Source organism: Williamsia muralis (assembly GCF_002735905.1).
Taxonomy (GTDB): Bacteria; Actinomycetota; Actinomycetes; order Mycobacteriales; family Mycobacteriaceae; genus Williamsia; species Williamsia muralis_A.
Window position 1 is genome coordinate 307,530 of sequence record NZ_PEBD01000004.1, and the last position, 18,550, is coordinate 326,079.

21 protein-coding genes are annotated in these 18,550 nt (G+C 64.8%); 10 read left to right on the forward strand and 11 right to left on the reverse strand.

Features of this window, described 5'->3' with window-relative positions; translation table 11 throughout:
- Positions 1-28 precede the first annotated feature (28 nt).
- The 3 genes from CSW57_RS02100 to CSW57_RS02110 are packed head-to-tail and all read right to left on the reverse strand — an operon-like array spanning position 29 to position 3,095.
- On the reverse strand, positions 29-1,369 hold the full coding sequence (locus CSW57_RS02100) for a SagB family peptide dehydrogenase (protein WP_189339106.1): 1,341 nt from the start codon (positions 1,367-1,369) through the stop codon (positions 29-31).
- Positions 1,370-1,389: 20 nt separating this feature from the next.
- Positions 1,390-2,373: an ABC transporter substrate-binding protein gene (locus CSW57_RS02105; RefSeq protein WP_099381982.1), complete on the reverse strand. Its 984-nt coding sequence runs from the start codon at positions 2,371-2,373 to the stop codon at positions 1,390-1,392.
- A 20-nt stretch (positions 2,374-2,393) separates the two neighbouring features.
- The gene (locus CSW57_RS02110) at positions 2,394-3,095 is read right to left on the reverse strand and encodes a siderophore-interacting protein (protein ID WP_099381239.1); all 702 of its coding nucleotides are present in this window, start codon (positions 3,093-3,095) and stop codon (positions 2,394-2,396) included.
- A gap of 56 nt (positions 3,096-3,151) precedes the next feature.
- On the opposite strand from CSW57_RS02110, the gene CSW57_RS24375 reads away from it, so the two are divergent.
- The gene (locus CSW57_RS24375; protein ID WP_156045404.1) at positions 3,152-3,316 is read left to right on the forward strand and encodes a hypothetical protein; all 165 of its coding nucleotides are present in this window, start codon (positions 3,152-3,154) and stop codon (positions 3,314-3,316) included.
- 181 nt (positions 3,317-3,497) lie between these two features.
- The gene (locus CSW57_RS02115) at positions 3,498-3,932 is read left to right on the forward strand and encodes a MarR family winged helix-turn-helix transcriptional regulator (RefSeq protein ID WP_099381240.1); all 435 of its coding nucleotides are present in this window, start codon (positions 3,498-3,500) and stop codon (positions 3,930-3,932) included.
- 97 nt (positions 3,933-4,029) lie between these two features.
- Here CSW57_RS02115 and CSW57_RS02120 read toward each other — a convergent pair whose 3' ends face one another.
- The 3 genes from CSW57_RS02120 to CSW57_RS02130 form a co-directional block, all read right to left on the reverse strand.
- On the reverse strand, positions 4,030-5,499 hold the full coding sequence (locus CSW57_RS02120) for a wax ester/triacylglycerol synthase domain-containing protein (protein ID WP_099381241.1): 1,470 nt from the start codon (positions 5,497-5,499) through the stop codon (positions 4,030-4,032).
- Between the two features lie 364 nt (positions 5,500-5,863).
- Complete coding sequence (locus CSW57_RS02125) at positions 5,864-6,211, reverse strand: hypothetical protein (protein WP_143696452.1); 348 nt, start codon at positions 6,209-6,211, stop codon at positions 5,864-5,866.
- 167 nt (positions 6,212-6,378) lie between these two features.
- Entirely contained in the window at positions 6,379-7,179 is an 801-nt protein-coding gene (locus CSW57_RS02130) for an exodeoxyribonuclease III (RefSeq protein WP_099381243.1), read from the reverse strand.
- 135 nt (positions 7,180-7,314) lie between these two features.
- On the opposite strand from CSW57_RS02130, the gene eat reads away from it, so the two are divergent.
- From eat to eutC, 3 genes are read left to right on the forward strand one after another with little or no spacing between them, the layout of a single operon-like run.
- On the forward strand, positions 7,315-8,724 hold the full coding sequence (gene eat, locus CSW57_RS02135) for an ethanolamine permease (RefSeq protein WP_099381244.1): 1,410 nt from the start codon (positions 7,315-7,317) through the stop codon (positions 8,722-8,724).
- Between the two features lie 4 nt (positions 8,725-8,728).
- Positions 8,729-10,150: an ethanolamine ammonia-lyase subunit EutB gene (locus tag CSW57_RS02140; RefSeq protein ID WP_099381245.1), complete on the forward strand. Its 1,422-nt coding sequence runs from the start codon at positions 8,729-8,731 to the stop codon at positions 10,148-10,150.
- Positions 10,150-10,872, forward strand: coding sequence for an ethanolamine ammonia-lyase subunit EutC (gene eutC / locus CSW57_RS02145; protein ID WP_099381246.1), 723 nt, complete (start codon positions 10,150-10,152; stop codon positions 10,870-10,872). Before CSW57_RS02140 ends, eutC begins: the two co-directional genes overlap by 1 nt.
- Before the next feature lie 114 nt (positions 10,873-10,986).
- On the opposite strand, the gene CSW57_RS02150 is transcribed toward eutC, so the two are convergent.
- Positions 10,987-11,559: a hypothetical protein gene (locus CSW57_RS02150; RefSeq protein WP_099381247.1), complete on the reverse strand. Its 573-nt coding sequence runs from the start codon at positions 11,557-11,559 to the stop codon at positions 10,987-10,989.
- Between the two features lie 89 nt (positions 11,560-11,648).
- Here CSW57_RS02150 and CSW57_RS02155 point away from each other — a divergent pair, with 89 nt between their 5' ends.
- A complete protein-coding gene (locus CSW57_RS02155) occupies positions 11,649-12,092 on the forward strand; it encodes a protein-tyrosine phosphatase family protein (RefSeq protein ID WP_099381248.1) in 444 nt (147 codons plus the stop codon).
- Here CSW57_RS02155 and CSW57_RS02160 read toward each other — a convergent pair.
- Positions 12,086-13,048, reverse strand: a complete 963-nt coding sequence (locus CSW57_RS02160; protein ID WP_099381249.1) for a GNAT family N-acetyltransferase — start codon at positions 13,046-13,048, stop codon at positions 12,086-12,088. The two genes, CSW57_RS02155 and CSW57_RS02160, sit on opposite strands and share 7 nt — an antisense overlap.
- Positions 13,049-13,086: 38 nt before the next feature.
- Positions 13,087-13,695: a peptide deformylase gene (locus CSW57_RS02165; protein ID WP_099381250.1), complete on the reverse strand. Its 609-nt coding sequence runs from the start codon at positions 13,693-13,695 to the stop codon at positions 13,087-13,089.
- 153 nt (positions 13,696-13,848) lie between these two features.
- Here CSW57_RS02165 and CSW57_RS02170 point away from each other — a divergent pair, with 153 nt between their 5' ends.
- From CSW57_RS02170 to CSW57_RS02185, 4 genes are all read left to right on the forward strand, one after another.
- Positions 13,849-14,196, forward strand: a complete 348-nt coding sequence (locus CSW57_RS02170; protein ID WP_023955476.1) for a DUF3263 domain-containing protein — start codon at positions 13,849-13,851, stop codon at positions 14,194-14,196.
- 99 nt (positions 14,197-14,295) lie between these two features.
- Positions 14,296-14,916, forward strand: coding sequence for a LytR C-terminal domain-containing protein (locus tag CSW57_RS02175; RefSeq protein WP_317615564.1), 621 nt, complete (start codon positions 14,296-14,298; stop codon positions 14,914-14,916).
- Positions 14,917-15,020: 104 nt separating this feature from the next.
- On the forward strand, positions 15,021-15,701 hold the full coding sequence (sodC, locus tag CSW57_RS02180; protein ID WP_099381252.1) for a superoxide dismutase[Cu-Zn]: 681 nt from the start codon (positions 15,021-15,023) through the stop codon (positions 15,699-15,701).
- Between the two features lie 56 nt (positions 15,702-15,757).
- Positions 15,758-16,840: a glutamate--cysteine ligase gene (locus CSW57_RS02185; RefSeq protein ID WP_370623879.1), complete on the forward strand. Its 1,083-nt coding sequence runs from the start codon at positions 15,758-15,760 to the stop codon at positions 16,838-16,840.
- Here CSW57_RS02185 and CSW57_RS02190 read toward each other — a convergent pair.
- Both CSW57_RS02190 and mnhG read right to left on the reverse strand, forming a co-directional pair.
- Positions 16,830-18,218 carry an ABC1 kinase family protein gene (locus CSW57_RS02190; RefSeq protein WP_099381254.1) on the reverse strand — a complete coding sequence of 463 codons (1,389 nt, stop codon included), beginning with the start codon at positions 18,216-18,218 and terminating at the stop codon, positions 16,830-16,832. The two genes, CSW57_RS02185 and CSW57_RS02190, sit on opposite strands and share 11 nt — an antisense overlap.
- Entirely contained in the window at positions 18,218-18,550 is a 333-nt protein-coding gene (gene mnhG, locus CSW57_RS02195; RefSeq protein ID WP_023955468.1) for a monovalent cation/H(+) antiporter subunit G, read from the reverse strand. Before mnhG ends, CSW57_RS02190 begins: the two co-directional genes overlap by 1 nt.

Consider the following 18,550-nt stretch of genomic DNA (forward strand, 5'->3'; position numbering starts at 1 on the left):
GTTCTCGTCCACGACTGGACTGGTTGACCTACCGGCGCGGGGAGCCGAGAACCAGACTGCCCATGGCACATTCGGTCATCTCATCGACCCCGGCCAGTTCGGCGAATGCGGCAGTGTCGCAGTAGCCCTGCGCCACCGACCCCATGCCCATGTCGGTGGCCACCAGCGACATCGTCTGGGTCAGCACACCGACATGCTTGAGCATGACTGCGTAAGGAATCTGCTCGTAGGTCCACATCACCCGGCCTACGCGTGCGGCGAAGACGAACAGGATCTGCGGCAGCTGTCCGTCGGCGAGAGTGAGCGACGACGGGGTGAGCAGCCGGCTGATCGCCGGATGGTCGATGGCGGCCACCGGACGCAGTGCGTGATCGAATGCGTCGTAGTGGTACATCCCGGGAGCGAGTCCGTGCACCTGTCGCACAACGGGATACACCTCCATCTCGTACAGACCCCCGCCCGATGGGAACGGCCTCGACGGGAACTCCTCGTCCCCGATCACCCGGAGCGTCCGGTTCCGTGCCGTGCGAAAGAGGAACTCTCCGAGTTGGGCGACGGTGGGCGGGGACTGGGCCGCGAAGTCGCGGCACGAGGTGCGGTCCTCGATCGCGGCGGTGAGTGAATGCCCAGCGACGCGCAGGCTGTTCAGGTCGGGAGGGGGCAAGGCGATCGGGTCTGTTACATAGGCGGTCTTGCGAGCGGGCAGGGGAGGGAACGTACCGGCCGCCCATTTGGTCGGCCCGAAGCGTCCCCAGTCTCGGGTGCGCACACCGAACGTGCTCCGGCGATGGAACCACAGTTCGTGCGGACCCCAACTGCGGGTGGCGAAGTCGTCGTGCTCGGATCGCGGGTCGGTGACAAAACCCGCCCAGCCCAGGTCGTCGGTCAACCTCGACAGGGCATCGGGAGAGAGCTCCCCGGTGGCGGACATGCCTGCGATGGCCGCGAGCACCCGCCCGTCGTGTATCTCGATGTCACACCACGACATCGGATGTTCTGCAACACAACGGTCGTCGATCCGATGGATCACAGCGAACTTCGACAGGGTGATCGGTACCCGGCCGGCCTCGGGGGCCGTTCGCGCCGGCGGAGGCGCAAACGGCAGCAGCGAGTACAGGTCCACTCCGCCCGACCGGACGGTGACCTTAAGCAGTCCGGCCGTGATGAGTCGATCGAGCAGAGGGCTGACACGGGTGTCGGCCGGGTCGAGTTGGGTGGGTTCTCGGCCCAGCGCTTTGAGCAGTCGGATCTGTTCGGGTGACAGCCCGGTGAGGCGCTGTTTGTCGGGCAACAACACCGCCACGCCGCCGGGGGCGGTCATGCAGGACGCTCCCGGCCGGAAGGCGTAGACGAACTGCAGGTCACCCATCGAGGATGGGTTGGCCCCGGTCACTTGGCAGCGGCGTCGAATGCGGGCGTGATCTTGTCGAGGACGTACGGAAGTGACAGCGGCGACGGTTGATTGATGCCGCTGATCTCGGCGACACTGAGCCACGACACGGCTTTGTCCTTGACCGAGGTCAGGTTCTTGTATCCCGGCAGACTTTCGAGGGCGCCCCGCATCTGCGGTGAATTGGCCGTCACCACCAGCAGATCCGAGTTCATCAGCGGCACGTTCTCGGTGGAGATCGGGAACCGCGGTTCACCGTTCTTCTTGAACGTGTCGAGCAAGCTGGGGGCCATCGCCATACCGAGTGACGAGAAGAGGGTGGCCGCACCGTCATTGGGATCACCGAAGACCTGGATCTGGTCGTTGGTGAACATGTACGCCAGCGAGAAGGTCTTGCCGTTCAGCCCGGGATGGTCCTGCTTGATCTGGTCGACCTTGGCGTGGACGCCATCGATGATCTCCTTGGCCTTGTCGGGCTGACGCAGCACCGTGCCCATGAAGGTCACCATGTCCTCCCACGGATCGACCTGCTGTCCGGTGATCGACGGGATGGTGGGGGCGAGCTTGTTCAGCTTCTCGTAAGTCTCCTGCTGTTCGCCGAAGTTCGTCGACAGGATGAGCTGCGGATCGACGGACGCGACCTGACTGGCGACGTCGCGAGCAGGGTCCACCGACTGCGACGAGGCAAGGCGTTCTCCCACCCACGGCGTGGGTTCCTTGGTGAGCAATTCGACGTTGTCGAGGTAGGCCACCGGCGTCACACCGAACGCGAGGGCAACATCGGTCCACTGGGTACCGAGGGTGACGATCCGTTCCGGTGTGCCGTCGATGGTGACCTGACCCATCGAGGTGTTCACCTGGATCGGACCGCCTGCGGAGTCGTCCTTCTCCTCGGGTGAACTGCAGGCGGAGATCAGCAGGATCAAGACGGCGAACACTGCGGTGAGGGCCGGGCCCCCGAGGCGGTTGAAACGGGTGGGCATCTGCACTCTTTCGCTGACGGTCATTTCCAGTAGGCCTGCGACTTGATCGCGGACTTGGGGATCTTGTGTATCGACTTGAGCGACTTGACGATGTCGCGCGTGGTGTGGAACTCGCAGGCAACCCATGCGTATGCGCCTGGGCCGCAACTCAACTCGCTCGCTGCTCTTCGCAGGGCCTGGCCCTTGTCTCCCCGATCGAACCACTGCACAGTTGTGCTGGATGTGGTGCGCAGCGGCAGATCGCGATCTGAGTCGTGCTGGTACTCGAGCCAGACGCGCACCGGCACGTCGCCGACGACGTCAAGCAGCGAGTTGATCGCAGGGAGGGACGCGGGGTCGCCGAACAGGAGGTACTCGGTTGGGGGCGGTGTGGGGATCTCGAACTTCGAACCCATCACAGACGCGTCGATCTCGTCGCCGGCCGCCGCGGAGGTCGCCCAGTCCGATGCCGGGCCGGGGTGGAGCGCGAACTCGATGTCGAAGCGGTCGGCCGCCGGATCGGGGTCGACGAGGGTGTAGCCCCGTTGCTGCACCTTGTCACCGTTCGGGATCCACAGCCGGATCCACTGGGTCGGGTGACTCGGGTGGTGTTCCAGCAACCCCCCCGCTGCGAATCCGAGACGGATGTAGCGGTCGGTGATCTGCTGTTTGCCCGTCACCGTGAGCCGGTAGTCGTTCGCCCCGAACGCCTTGAGGGCCAAACCGGACAGTCCTCTGGTCATGGGGTGAGCTTAGCCTAAGCTCCCTATGGATCGCGTTGCCGTGTTGTAATGGGCAAATGCAGCCGCAAGACGACGATCCGACGCAGGAGATCCGGGCCGTCGAACCGGAATCAGGCGTCAACACGGCGACCGTTCTCGTGGCTGTCGGGGTCTCGGCCGTGGTCGCCGCACTGATCGTGACCAGCGGGCTCGTCCTGATCCTCATCCTCCACACCCGGTGAACAGCCGTCAGTTGCACAGGCTGTGTCGCCCCGGTGACGAGTTTGTGTGAGGGGTGGTCGGATGCCGTCGACGACCGTCATGATGGTCACTGCGTCCATGGCGTCCTCCGATGGCGCCGAAGAGCTCAGTGAACGATGATCTCTCGAAGGCGCCGCGTACCGAACTGACAGGATCGAAGTCATGACTGGCCAGACCACCACCGCATCGTCGCTGTACCGCGATTTGACCAGGATCACCCGGGCGCTGCGTCAGCGGACCGGCCAGCATTCGCAGCCGCTCAGTGCCTTGTCGGCGATGTGGGTCCTGATGGCCGCCGAGGCGCCGATCCGGCTCTCCGAACTGGCCGAACGTGAAAACGTCACGGTGCCAACGATGTCGCGGATCGTGACTGCTCTCGAACGGGATGGTCTGGTGGCCAGGACTGCTGATCCTGCCGACGGCCGGGCGAGTCTGCTCGCCCTCAGTGATGCCGGCAATGAACTGGTGAACGGCAGCCGATCACGTCGTATCCAGGCTTTGGAGAAAGCACTCGACGGACTCGATTCCGCGGAGCGCGAGGTGCTGGGCCGCACCCTGCGCGTGGTCGCCGACGAGTTGGTGGAAGATCGCGAATAGTGTTACGCCGGTGTTGAAGTCACCTCTTGAGTGGGGGCTACCCGACGATGTGTTCTAACACCTGGTCTGTGTTGTCGCAGGCGTCTGAGTGATGGGGCTACATCGCGCGGTTGCGTTGGTCGCCGAGCAGGGCGTTTCGGTGGTCGAGGTAGGTGATGTGCAGGATCTGACGGTATCGATCAAGGTCGGGCATGACTGCGCGGTCGGTGGTGATGGAGATCGAGATGTTGTCGTCTCTGGTGGATGCGGCGTGCGCGAGGGTCGAGAGCGGTGTCAGTGGCTGAATTCCGAAACCGCTCACTATGCGATGCCCGAACACTGTCCGGGAGGGGTTGGGGTTGTAGACGTTGGAGACGACGATGTTGGCGATCGCTGCGGCGGGCGTGGGCCGGCGTCGGTGCTGTCGACGGGTGAGCGCTCCGAGAAGCCGCAGCAGAGCCGGGGGTGCGGTTTCCAGCAGCGGGCCGTTCCTGTCAGAGGTGTGGACGGCCGCCCTGCTTTTTTCCTCGTTGCTGGCGTGGGTGATCTGCTGCAGTCGCAGGGTGGGGTCGGTTTCGTCGACGGCCAGATCAATGACCAGCGGTGTGAACTGATTGGATCCACGCGAGGGTGCATCCCGGGTGCCGGCGATGGCGCGGGTGGACATCGGTGCCAACGCCGACAGTCTCGGCGGATGTTCCCCGTGCTCGTCCAGGTACCGGATGACCGCGTCTCCGATCACCGACAGCAGCACCGTGTTCACGGTTGCCCCAGGGACGGTGCGTTTCATGGCCCGGACATCTTCGAGATCCATCTCGAACACGGTGGTCGTGCGCGGACCGGTGAAACCGGTGTTGAAACGGGTGATCGGCCACTGCTTGCGGACGGGCGAGGATGTCGACTTTCCCTTGGTACCCATGGTCGTGCCGATGGCGATCGCGAATCGGGTCCAGGAAAGTGGCACGCGCGCCACAGCGCGCATCAGGTGGCGATGTCGGGGGTGTTCGCGCGGGGGAAGCAGTCGGTGAAGGGTTTCGGGAGTGATGTCGTCGCGGCAGATTGCGGAGAGCACTGTTGCCATCGACACCCCGTCGATGGCGGCATGGTGCAAGCGGATCGCAACCACCGTGACCATGCCGTCGGTGTGGGGGTAATCCGGGATGTCAGGGACTACGTCGAGCGACCACAGGGGTCGGTCGGTCCGCACGGGCGCGTCGGCTAGCGACGAAAGCACCTGCTGCACCGACGTCCACGTGAGGCCCGCGGCGTGCACGGTGATGTGCTCAGCCAGATCTCGGTGCCGTTCTCGGGTCCAGTAGGGCATGGCGATGTCACCGGGTAGCCGAACCAGTCGCGCGGTGAACATATCCGAGATGTGTAGTCGGCGCTGCACATACTCGATGACTTCGCTGACCGTGATATTCAGGGGTTTGCCGTCTTCGGCGGCGATCACGCTGCACGACAACACTGTTGACGTGGTCGCGGACCTGCCGAAGTAGATGTAGGCGGCGTCATGTGGGGACAGTTCGCCCCAGTTCAGATCGACCACGACGAACCGCCCGCACTGGTCGGCGAGAGCGATTCGCACACCGTTGGTGGTATCGCGGCTGCCGGATGTTTGATGTCACCTGGCAAAAAGACGTCAGATGATGCCACGGTGGAACGAGTACGCATCGCTCGGTAGTGTTCGAGCACAGAAGATTTGGGCCATTTTCCTATACGGCAGCGGTTGTCACAAGATCGCATACGCTTTGCGCTCGCGGTCAAGACTGGTCGACGATGTAACACGTATCCTCTTCTCGGTGTTCGCGGCCCCGACCGGCGATCGCAGGATAACGCACGACACGCGACCGCAAAATGCTTGTCGAACGGATTGCAACCCCGGCTACCGATGAATAAAGGTGTTGTACTACAACGGGTTACGGCAGTCGTGAACGATGACTGGTGAGTACTCAGCATTTACCTCCGGTGAAGTCACGGGCCGCGCGTACATAGGTATCCTGGCGGCCGACGTCGAGCGCGACCCACCACGAAGCCTGTTCCTGCGCGATGAGGAAAGCCCGTAATTCGGAGTCGGATGAGCCCGGATGAAGGCCGGTGACGTCCTGAGTGTGTCGTAGCAGGGTGCAGGTGTCGGAGTAGAAGTCAGGGTCTGTCACCGACGGAACATCGGCAACAGTTCTGTCGCTCACCATCTTCGGCTGCGAAGGTGGGACCGCGTGGTCGAGCGAGTGGTCGTCCTGAGAACACCCACTCGCGATGATCGCGGCGACCGGCACCACGGTTACCCAGCGCTTCACAGGAAGTGAGAGTACGACGATCGCCGGGTGTAGGCGGCAAGTCCGCGATACTGACTGTGACGGTCACTTCTAACCGTCGCTCCAGCAACATATCTGACGATCGGTGCGTGCTGCTGTGGAGCGCCCTGGCCTATGCTCCTTCCGCCCGACGCGCCGCACCACCCGTCCTAACCGAGTTCGACGATCACGGGCGCGTGATCGCTGGCGCCCTTGCCCTTTCGTTCCTGGCGGTCGATCTCGGCACCGTTCACCCGCGCGGACAGCGCCGGTGAACAGAGTGCGAAGTCGATGCGCATCCCCTCCTTGCGTGGGAACCGCAACCGCGTGTAGTCCCAGTACGTGTACACCCCCGGGCCAGGTGTGTGCGGGCGCACCACATCAGAGAACCCGGCATCGACCACCGCACGGAACGCCTTGCGCTCGGGCTCGGATGTGTGTGTCCTGTCGGCGAAGAGTGCGGGGTCCCAGACATCGTCGTCGGTGGGGGCGATGTTCCAGTCTCCGGTGAGCGCGATCTGCGCCGTCGGGTCGTCGGTGAGCCATCCCGCCGCAGTATCACGCAGCGCAGCAAGCCATTCCAGCTTGTATGTGTAGTGGGGGTCGTCGAGGCTGCGGCCATTGGGTACGTAGAGACTCCACACCTGCACCCCACCACACGTGGCACCGATGGCCCGGGCCTCGACCGCGGGATCCACGTCGGCGTCCTTGCTGAAACCCGGTTGGTTGTCGAATGCCGTGCGGACGTCGGTCAGTCCGACCCGCGACGCGATGGCCACGCCGTTCCACTGGTTGTATCCGATCGTGGCGAGGTCATATCCTGCCGCAGCGAACCCCATGGCGGGGAACTGGTCGTCGCTGCACTTGGTCTCCTGCATCGCCAGCACATCGATGTCGGCCCGTTCGAGCCAATCGACGACCCGTTCACTCCGGGCCCGGATGGAGTTGACGTTCCAGGTGGCGATACGCATGCCATGCAGTTTTTCACACGGGGAAAAGGTGGCCGGCTGCTGAGGTGGGCTTTTCACCGCGAAGGACCGCCAAAACGAAACACGAACGAAAACTCACGCTAACGATGCGGTTTCAGTCGCCGGATACCTTGCGGCATGACTGAAACCGTTGCATCGTCGGAAAACTCCGACTATCTCGAAAAGCGCCAACTACGCAAGGGCACGGCCGGCTGGGTGCTGCTGGCCGGGCTCGGCGTGAGTTATGTGATCTCTGGCGACTACGCCGGCTGGAATGCAGGGCTACTCGAGGGTGGCTTCGGTGGACTGCTCATCGCCTCGATCATCATCGCGGCGATGTACCTCGCGATGGTCCTCGGGATGGCCGAGATGTCCTCTGCGTTGCCCGCGGCCGGAGGTGGCTACACCTTCGCCCGTCGGGCGATGGGCCCGTGGGGTGGTTTCGCCACGGGCACGGCCATCCTCATCGAGTACGCCATCGCGCCTGCAGCAATCGCCACGTTCATCGGGGGATACGTCGAATCGCTCGACCTGTTCGGCATCTCCGACGGCTGGTGGGTCTACCTGGTTGTCTACGTGGTCTTCATCGGCATCCACCTGGTCGGGGCCGGTGAAGCACTCAAGGCAATGTTCGTGATCACCGCCATCGCACTGGTCGGCCTGGTGATCTTCGGGGTCGCCGCGCTCGGCAAATTCGATGCGGGACTCCTCACCGACATCGCCCCGGACCCCGACGCCGCGGGGTCGTCGGATTTCATGCCGTTCGGATACCTGGGCATCTGGTCTGCGCTTCCCTTCGCCATCTGGTTCTTCCTCGCGATCGAGGGTGTTCCGCTCGCCGCGGAGGAAGCCGAGAACCCGGAGAAGAACGTGCCGCGGGGCATCATCGCCGCAATGGGCGTACTGCTCCTGACCTGCGCGCTGGTGTTGTTCCTCGCCACCGGGGCCCTCGGGGCCCAGGGTGTGGGGGAGTCCGCCAATCCGCTGGTCGACGCGCTCGACGGCACCACCGCGACCGTCGTCAACTACATCGGGTTGGCCGGCCTGGTCGCCAGCTTCTTCTCGATCATGTACGCATATTCGCGCCAACTCTTCGCGCTGTCGCGTGCTGGCTACCTGCCGACCGTGTTGTCGGTGACCAACAGTCGCAAGGCACCCACCTGGGCGCTGATCATCCCGGGTGTCATCGGGTTCGCCCTGACCTTCACCGGCGAGGGTGCGATCCTGCTCAACATGGCGGTCTTCGGAGCGGCGCTGAGCTACGTGTTGATGATGGTGAGTCACATCGTGTTGCGCGTGCGCGAGCCGGAAATGGAACGGCCCTACAAAACACCCGGAGGCATCGTCACCACCGGATTCGCGCTGGTCATCGCGGTGGCATCGGTGATCGCCACCTTCCTGGTCGACACCACCGCAGCTTTATGGTGTCTGGCAGCGTTCGTCGCGTTCATGGCCTACTTTGGCCTGTACAGCCGCAAGCACCTGGTGGCGTCCTCGCCCGACGAGGAGTTCGCCCTGCTTGCCGAGGTCGACAAAGAAATGGAATGAGGGTGTGACCGTCTATCGACACACGCTTGCCGGCACCACCTACGCCTTCGACGGGTTGGTCGAGCTGCTGGCAAAGGCCACTCCACGCCGAAGTGGCGACGAGTTGGCCGGGTGTGCTGCCGAGTCGGACACCGAGCGGGCGGCAGCGCAGTGGGCCTTGGCCGACGTACCCCTGACCGTGTTCCTGTCCGAGGCCGTGGTGCCGTACGAATCCGATGAGGTCACCCGGTTGATCATGGATTCGCATGACAGCGAGGCTTTCTCGCCGGTGTCGTCGATGACCGTCGGTGGTCTACGTGATTGGCTGCTCGAGATCGCGGCGCGGCCCTCGGATGTCGCGGCGGCGACATTCCGGAACGTCGCGCCGGGTCTGACGCCGGAAATGGTTGCCGCAGTGAGTAAGTTGATGCGCAACCAGGACCTCATCGCGGTCGCCAAGGCGGTTTCGGTGGTGACGGCGTTCCGCACCACGATCGGCCTTCCGGGCCGGCTGGCCACACGGTTGCAGCCGAATCATCCGACCGACGATCCGACCGGCATCGCCGCGGCGACGCTGGATGGTCTGCTGCTCGGATGCGGCGACGCGGTGATCGGGATCAATCCGGCCACCGATTCGCCGCACGCCACATCTGAACTGCTCCTGTTGCTCGACGACATCCGTCAGCGCTTCGAGATCCCTGTGCAGTCGTGCGTGCTGTCGCACGTCACCACCACCATCGGTCTGGTGGAAGCCGGGGCGCCGGTGGATCTCGTGTTCCAGTCGATCGCTGGTACCGAGGGCGCGAACAAGGGGTTCGGAGTGGATCTCGCGCTGTTGCGCGAGGGCAACGAGGCGGGCAGGTCGTTGTCGCGCGGGACCGTCGGCGACAATGTGATGTATCTCGAAACCGGCCAGGGATCTGCCCTCTCGGCAGGGGCACACCTCGGAACCGGCGGTAGGCCGGTGGACCAGCAGACTTTGGAGACGCGGGCGTACGCCGTTGCGCGAGAACTGGATCCGCTGCTGATCAACACGGTCGTGGGCTTCATCGGTCCCGAGTACCTCTACGACGGAAAACAGATCGTGCGGGCCGGTCTCGAGGATCACTTCTGCGGGAAGTTGCTGGGGCTGCCAATGGGTGTGGATGTCTGCTACACCAACCACGCCGAGGCCGACCAGGACGACATGGACGATCTGCTCACCCTGCTCGGGGTCGCCGGCGTGCCGTTTGTCATCACCGTCCCCGGCGCCGACGACGTGATGCTCGGCTACCAGAGCCTGTCGTTCCACGACGCCCTGTACGCGCGGCGGACGCTCGGACTGAAGCCGGCGCCGGAGTTCGAGGCGTGGCTCGACCGGGTGGGAATGCTGGGAGCAGACGGTCGGGTGCTCGACCTGGCACCCGAGTCGTCGCCGCTGCGAAGCCTGACGGGGCCGGTGGCCTGATGAGCGACTTGTGGGACGGTCTGCGATTGCGGACCGCCGCTCGAATAGGGCTGGGGCGCACCGGCGATTCGTTGCCCACCAGCCGCGTGTTGGAGTTCGCTGCCGCGCACGCCGCCGCTCGCGACGCGGTGCATCAGCCGCTGGATGTCGGGGGTCTGGCGGCAGCGGTGGCCGAGGTGGGTCTCGGTGAGCCCATCGTGGTCACCAGCAAGGCATCCGACCGCAGCGAATACCTGAGGCGTCCGGATCTGGGCCGCACTCCGGACGACCTGACGGCAGTCTCGGACGTCAGCGCGGACATCGGCTTCGTCCTGGCGGACGGGCTGTCACCGATTGCCCTGTCCGAACACGGAGTCGGATTGCTCACGGCACTCAAAGACGTTCTCGCACCGCGCTACTCGCTCGCTCCGCCGGTCATCGCAACCCAGGCGCGGGTGGCCCTCGGCGACCACATCGGCGCGGCTCAAAAGGTCGGGACACTGATCGTCATCATCGGCGAGCGGCCGGGACTGTCGGTGGCCGACAGTGTGGGCATCTACCTCACCCACCTCCCGAAGCCCGGCCGGGCGGATTCGATGCGTAACTGCATATCGAACATCCATCCGCCCGGGGGCCTGGGGTACGCCGACGCCGCACGCGTCTGCGCAGCGCTCGTCGAAGGTGCCCGCAAGCTGGGGCGCAGCGGTGTGGACCTCAAGGACAACAGCCGCGCCCTGACCTGACCCTCGCTCTCGCCCTCGCCCTCGCCCTTTCCCAAATTCGCTCCACTTGCCTGCGTTCGATCCGGTTGCAACGGGCTCGAACGCAAGCAGGTGGAGCGTATTCACGCGGGTGGGTCAGAGCCCGGGGCCCTCCGCGCGCAGGTTGTCGACCTCGTCCATTGCCGTTCGGAGTTTGCCCAGCCACTCATCGGTATGCGCGCCGACCAGTTTGACCGACCACGCCAGCGCGTCGGCGCGGGAGCGGGCAACCCCGGCGTCCACGAGAGTGTCGAGCACCTGACGTTCGGGCTGGCGGAGCCGGGTCATCACGGGAACGGCGATGTGGGTGAAGAGGATTCGCTGGTCGCCGACCTTGACGCCCCATGACACCTTGCGCGCATAACGGGCCTGGGCCTCGTCGGCGATGGCCATCCGTTCGCCGCGGGTGTCCTCGCGGAAGCGCGACGCCCGACCCTCTGCTGCTGCAGCCGCGTTCCCCTCCTCGCCGGTGTCCGGCGGTGTGAGAGTGCCGATCACGGTGATCTCGTCTCGGTCGACGGTCACCTCGACAGGTCCTGAGAACCAATTGTCGGGAAGCCGTCCGGCGAACCAGGCGGCAGCGTCGCCCGCGTCGGGTAGTTCGGCCTGCTGCCAACCGCCGCGGCGTCCGGCTCCCGGCCCACGCGAACCTCTGTGTTCGTTTTTCATGATGTCTCCTTCGGTGGTGATTACATGATTACACCGTTACATACCGCCGTCGAGTTCGTTCGCTGTCGGCGGAGCGCTAGTCTCGCGGTATGTCCCTCAGCTGGGAGAACTCTGAGTCAGGCCTCCTGCGACTGCCGTCGGGGCGAGTGATTCGCGGCCGCGGTCTGCGATACGAGACGCGACCTGAATCAGTCCCCGACTTCGGGCTGTACCTGCTGGGGGCCAGGCCTCCCGCAATGGACTGGGAGAGCCGATGGGTGCGGTGGCGTGACTTCTGGTTGCCATCAGACCCCGTCGACTTCGCGGACGCGCTGCAGGAGATCTGGGTACGTGCGGCGTCAGAGCGTGTAGAGGTCGCTTGCGGCGGCGGACGCGGACGCACGGGCACGGCGATGGCGTGCCTTGCGATCATCGATGGAGTGCCTCCGACCGAAGCGGTGGCGTACGTACGCACCCATTACGCACCGCGTGCCATCGAGACCCCATGGCAACGTCGGTTTGTCATGGGGTTCAGGCCGGCGGGGTGTCAGTAGTCGATGTAGCCGTAGCTGTGGTGAAGTCCGAAACCCAAGCGGCGGTACCACTCTCGGGCGGACAAGTTTCCGGTTTCCACCTGCAGGTAGATCGATGAAGCACCCTGGTCGGCGCCCCACTGGGCCAGGGCCCCGAGCACAGACCGGCCGAGTCCTGCGCCTCGGTGCTCGGGTGCGGTCCACAACGCCGAAAGTCCCAGCCAGCGATCACCTTTCAATCCTTCGGTGACTGCGCCCCTGCCGATCGCTATGAGCGGCCCGCCGGGATCACGAACACTCGCAAAGGCGAGGGTGCCGGAATCGACCGCAGACACCACGGCCCCGGCGAGCGCGACGTCGGAGTCGCCGTGCTCGGCGCAGTAGGTGGCAGCCCACGAGTCCGAGGGCTGATCGCTCAGCTCGACGCCCTGAGTAGGGGAGTTCGACAGCACATCGACCGGCGCTGTGAGTGCTTCCACCGTGACGACGTAATCATCCACCGACACGTGCGACCCCGGAATCAAACGTGTCACAACCGCGAGCTTGAGCGGTAGTCCGCGGCCGGCGTACCACTCTCGTAGGCGCGTGACCGTGTCGGCATCGATGCGGGCACCCATCTCAAGCGGCACCGCGGAGTTCGCCCGTCGGCTGAAACCGCCGCCGGCTCGGGCCCGCCAGCCGTTGATCATCGTCGACTCCAGCCCGGGCCAGCTGCGCGCCGCGGCGACCTCGAGCGAGCGGATCTTGGAGTTGCGGACAGGCTTGTCCGAGAGCACTCTCACCGCTTCGACCAGCGATGCGGGCACCCGTACCTCATCGCTGCCTCGACGAACAACCATGGCAGAGGCATCGCCTGCCTGCAGGATGCCGGTGACATCGCTCAGGGTCGCCGACTCGTCGGCGCGCCAGTCGGCGGGCGCACCCGGACCCTTGCGGAACCGGATCACCACACGGTCACCGGGTGACGGGCTGGTCACGTGCTGCGGCCGATCACACGCAAACCCGACCGATGCGGTCAGTCCTCGTCATCGTGTCCAAAGGGATCGGCGTCTTCGCCGGGCAGCCAGGTGAGCCCGGGTACGCCCCAGCCGTTGCGCTTGATCGTCTTCTTGGCGGCGCGAGCGTTTCGGCCTATCAGCACGTCGGTGTAGAGGAAGCCGTCGAGGTGGCCGGTCTCGTGCTGCAGCATCCGGGCGAAGAACCCCTTGCCCTCGATCTCCACCGGGTCGCCGTTGCGGTCCACCCCGGTCACCTTGGCCCAGTCGGCCCGGCCGGTCGGGAACTGTTCGCCTGGCACCGACAGACACCCCTCGTCGTTGTCGTCGGGGTCGGGCATCGTCTCGGGGATCTCCGACGTCTCGAGGACGGGATTGATCACCTCGCCCCGGCGACGAGGACCCGTGCGGCCGTCGCCCTCGGGGCAGTCGTAGACGAACATCCGCTTTGCGACGCCGACCTGATTGGCGGCGAGCCCGACACCGTTTGCGGCGTCCATCGTCTCGTACATGTCGTCGAGCAGCGCGGCCACGTCGGCGGGGGCCTTGCCCTCGGCGTCCAATGCGACGATTTCAGTCGGGTTGTGCAGCACCGGATCACCGACGATGCAGATGGGAAGAATTGCCATGGGGGTCAGATTACTCGGCACGCCATCGCGCGAATTCCTTTGGCGGCGTGGTTAGATGTACTGCGAACCACACTGTTGTAATTCACACCGTTGATAGCGACGAACTCCGGTGTGGCGACGGGGTGGAGCAGGACCGATTCTCAAGGGAGCGAGATGGACGGCGCAACCGCGCGAGACCAGCAATCCGGGCAGGCGGACAACTCACACCAAGACCACGCAGAGCTCGGTCCGGGCGAGGTCGGGGCCGACGGATTGACTCGGCGTGAGCATGACATCTTGGCGTTTGAACGGCAGTGGTGGAAGTACGCCGGTGCCAAGGAAGAGGCCATCAAAGAACTGTTCGGTCTGTCTGCGACCCGGTACTACCAGGTCCTCAACGCCTTGGTGGACCGGCCGGAGGCACTGGCCGCGGATCCGATGCTCGTGAAGCGACTCCGTCGTCTGCGCGCGAGCCGGCAGAAGGCCCGGGCGGCTCGCCGGCTCGGGTTCGACGTCACCTGATGGGTGTGCCGACCCGCCACGCCCTCGGCGCCGTCGGCCTTGTCGGCCAGACGGGCCGCGAATTTTCGTAAGATTGGCAAGTTTCGTAAGGTTGGTCCAATGACCACGTCCGACCGTCCAGACCAGCCCGGGGAAGACCCGAGCGGGACCGGCACGAATAGTCCGGACTCGGGCGGGGCGGGCTCGCGTCGTGCTCGGCCCCCCGCTCCGGCCCGCTCCGAGGCGGCTCACCTGCCGTTACGTGCCGGGGCGATGCTGTTGCTGGCGATCGCAGTGGTGTTCATCGGACTCGGATGGCACTCGGCAGCCACCGGTGACTCCGATCCCGAGGCAGGTCTCGAGGCAGCTCAGAGCCGCCAGCCCACATCGTCGTCACCAGCGGCCACCAGTTCAAGCGGCGCCGAGACGTCTGCGAGCAGTAGCACGTCGACGTCGGTGGATCCCGACCGGCCGCGGGTGTGCATCTTCAACGCAGGCACCGTCGGCGGGCTCGGGCAGACGTACCGCAAGCTTGTCGACGATGCGGGCTGGACCACGGCGACGCCGTCCAACCTGCAGTCGGCCAGCATCACCGAGAACACCATCTTCTACACCGGGACGCAGCAGGAGTACGCCGATCAGCTGGCCGAAGAACTCGGCGGCGACATCTCGGTGGATCCCCGTCCGGCCGCCTTCAGTCAATGTCAGGGTGGCCTCGTCCTGATCGTCGTGACGCGTTAGCCACTCAACCGGCGGCGAACCGTGTGCGGGGAACCGATATGATTTCGCTGACTACTACCAACGGTAGAACTGCACTCGACCGCCAACTGCAAGGGAGCTCAACCATGGCGCAGCGTTCGCTCAGGAACTTGACCGGCACCCGGCGAATCGCCGCGCTGGTGGCACCCGCCGCAGCCGTCGCGCTGCTGGTTGTGGGTTGCAGTCCGGACGAAGAGCCGACCGACGCCAAGGGAACCACTCCCAGTGTGATCACCGGTGACCCGGCACCCGAGGATGTGGGCGCGATCGGGGCGCCCAGCGAAGGTGGCGAGGCCACTGCCGAACTCCAGACCCCCAGTGGCGAACCTGCAGGCGAGGCGACGTTCACCACCGCGGAGGGTTCGGTGATCGTGAGTGTGAAGGCCGAGAACCTCGCCCCGGGGTTTCACGGCATGCACCTGCACGCGGTCGGCAAGTGTGAAGCCAACTCGACGCCTCCCACCGGGGGCGCGGCCGGTGACTTCCTCTCCGCGGGTGGCCACCTGCAGGTCGAGGGTCACTCCGGTCATCCGGCCAGCGGCGACCTGGTCTCGATCTTCATCGACGAAGCCGGCAATGGCGAGACCACCACTGCCAGTGATGCTTTCAGCATCGAGGACATCATCGACACCTCGATCATGATCCACGAGAAGCCGGACAACTTCGGCAACATCCCCACCAAGTACGCTCCCGCCCCTGATGAGGAAACCCTCGCCACCGGAGACGCGGGCAAGCGGATCGCCTGCGGCGTCATCGAAAAGAGCTGAGAATAAACAACGTTCGCTCCATCGATTTCAACGCTTCCCCGCGGCCCACGCTGGGCGTGGAGTGGGAGTTCGCGCTTGTCGACAAGCAGACGCGAGATCTGTCGAACTCTGCGGCGCAGCTGTTCGAGCGTGTGAGTGAACTGGACAATCCCAGCTCCGGAGATCGGATCCACAAGGAACTGCTGCGCAACACAGTTGAACTGGTGACGGGTGTCTGCCGTACCACCGGTGAGGCGATCGCCGATCTCGAAGAGTCGCTGTCGGTGGTGCGCCTGATTGCTGACGATCTCGGTGTGGACCTGTTCGGCGCAGGAACCCACCCGTTTGCACTGTGGTCCACCCAGCAGTTGACGCCGTCGCCGCGGTACGCCGAGCTGATCGAGCGGACCCAGTGGTGGGGCAGGCAGATGCTGATCTGGGGTGTGCACGTTCACGTCGGGATCAACCACCGCGACAAGGTCTTGCCGATCGTGTCGTCGTTGCTGAACCAGTATCCCCATCTGCTGGCGCTGTCAGCGTCATCGCCGATGTGGTCGGGGCAGGACACCGGGTACGCCAGCAACCGGGCGATGATGTTCCAGCAGTTGCCCACGGCCGGCCTTCCGTTCCAGTTCCAGCGGTGGAACGAGTTCGAGAAGTTCGTCGGTGACCAGATGACCACGGGCATCATCGAGAACCTCAACGAGATCCGTTGGGATATCCGGCCTTCTCCGAACCTCGGTACCGTCGAGATCCGGGTGTGTGACGGTGTCTCGACCATCGCCGAATTGGCCGGGCTCGTGGCACTGATTCACTGCCTGGTGGTGGACCTCGATCGGCGACTCGATGCCGGGGAGACATTGCCCGACATGGCGCCTTGGCTGGTGCAGGAAAACAAGTGGCGCGCAGCCCGTTACGGACTCGACGCGATCATCATCACCGACTCGGACTGCAACGAGCGGTTGGTGACGGACGACCTCTACGACATGCTCGAACGTCTCACTCCGGTCGCCGTCGACCTCGGGTGCGCCGACGAGTTGGCGTCGGTCGCCGACATCCCCGGCCACGGGGGCTCGTACCAGCGGCAGCGGCGTACATTCGCCGACACCGGAGACATGGTGGCCGTGGTCGATCAGGTTGTCTCCGAACTCAATCGGTGAACGTTCGCCGTCGCCACCACTGATCGATCTGACCCAGTTCGGTTTCGGGTTCGGCTCCGCTCAGCCATTCGGCTTCGATTCGACACCAGTTCGCCGTCGCCCGGAGTTGCCCGAGCATCGCGCAGGTGTAGAACTCGACGCGGCGTGCGATCAAATTGTCTTCCGGGAAATGCTGTTCCCGCGCCGCGCTGCCGTACTCGGTGGCCGGGTGCACCGCAGAGATCATGACGCCGTTGGCGATGTCCGGGGTGATGGTCAATTCGGCGTCGTCCATGTGCCACCAGGTGGCGTCTCGAACATAGGAAAGCACGTCGGCGTCATCGATGGACTCCTCGCTGATCAGCACCTGTCCCTGCCGGAGGATCTGAGCCACCTCGGCAGCATCCCCGGCGCGAGCTGCGATGACCGCGCGACGTTCCAGGTCCCGGGCATCGGCCGACATCGTCTTGCAGGATCCGAAGTCGAGGAACGCCACCCGACCGTCGTCGGCGAGCATCACATTTCCGGGATGTGGATCGCCGCAGAAGGTGACGTCGGTATGGATACTGCCGCAGTAGAAGCGATAGATCACCTCGCCGACCTGGTCTCGTATGTCGGCGTCGAGGGCGGTGATCTCGTCGAACGGTATCCCGGTGATCAGCTCGGAGGTGAGGATCTTCGATGTGCACAGACTTTCGACGACATCGGGGATCTGGATGAACGGGTGCCCGGCGTAGCGGTCCGCGAGACGACGGTGATTGGCCGCCTCGGCCCGATAGTCCAGTTCTGACAACATGTCCCCGGAGATCTCCCGGACAAACGACTGCGGGTCCACCGTCGGCAGCAGACCCTTGTAGAGGCGCAGGGCCATCGCGAGGTTCTTGAGGTCTGCCCGGACCACCCGGTCGATGCCCGGGTACTGCACCTTGATGGCCACGTCGCGCCCGTCGATCAATCTGGCCTGGTAGACCTGGCCGATGGAAGCGGCTGCAATGGGATTCGGATGGATCGACTCGATGTGGGACATGTTCGAGCCGAGCTCTTTTCGGACAACCTCGAGCATCGTTTCCGAGGAGACCTGAGGGGCGTTGTCGCGCAGGATGGCGAGCTTCCGGTTGAAGCCGTCACGCGCGTGGGCCGGCACCATACCCAGGTCCATCATCGACAGGAACTGCCCGACCTTCATCGCTGCGCCCTTCATCGACCCGAGCACGGTGATGAGTTCGTCTGCGGCAGCGAGGGCATCGAGTTCGGCGCGCGAGCGCCGCTCGTCGGGTGTGGCACCGACCCCGGCGGCCCGCGAGCGGACGCGCCGGGCAACCGAATGGGCGGCAACCTTTCCCAGTTCACTCCCGCGGCGCACACGAGAGGTCGGGGGAAGCTGATCGTCGCCCGTCATCAGTCGCTGCGGGGGGATTCGAGCTCGCTGCTGTCGATCAGGTCGTCCCGCACCCGTTGCTCCTGATACGCCAGTTTGCCGACGCGGTGTGCGATCACCGGTGCGGTGATCAGCGCGAATATCCCGGTCAGCACCAGCATTCCGAAGTCGACGGTGTCCCAGAGACGGATCATCGCCGCGATCAGGACCAGCAGCAAACCGAGGGTTTGCGGTTTGGTGGCCGCGTGCATGCGGGTGAGCGTGTCAGGGAATCGCAAGATGCCCACCGATGCGGTGAACGCCAGACCTGAACCGGACAGCACCAGCACCGCGACGAAGATGTCGGAGACCAT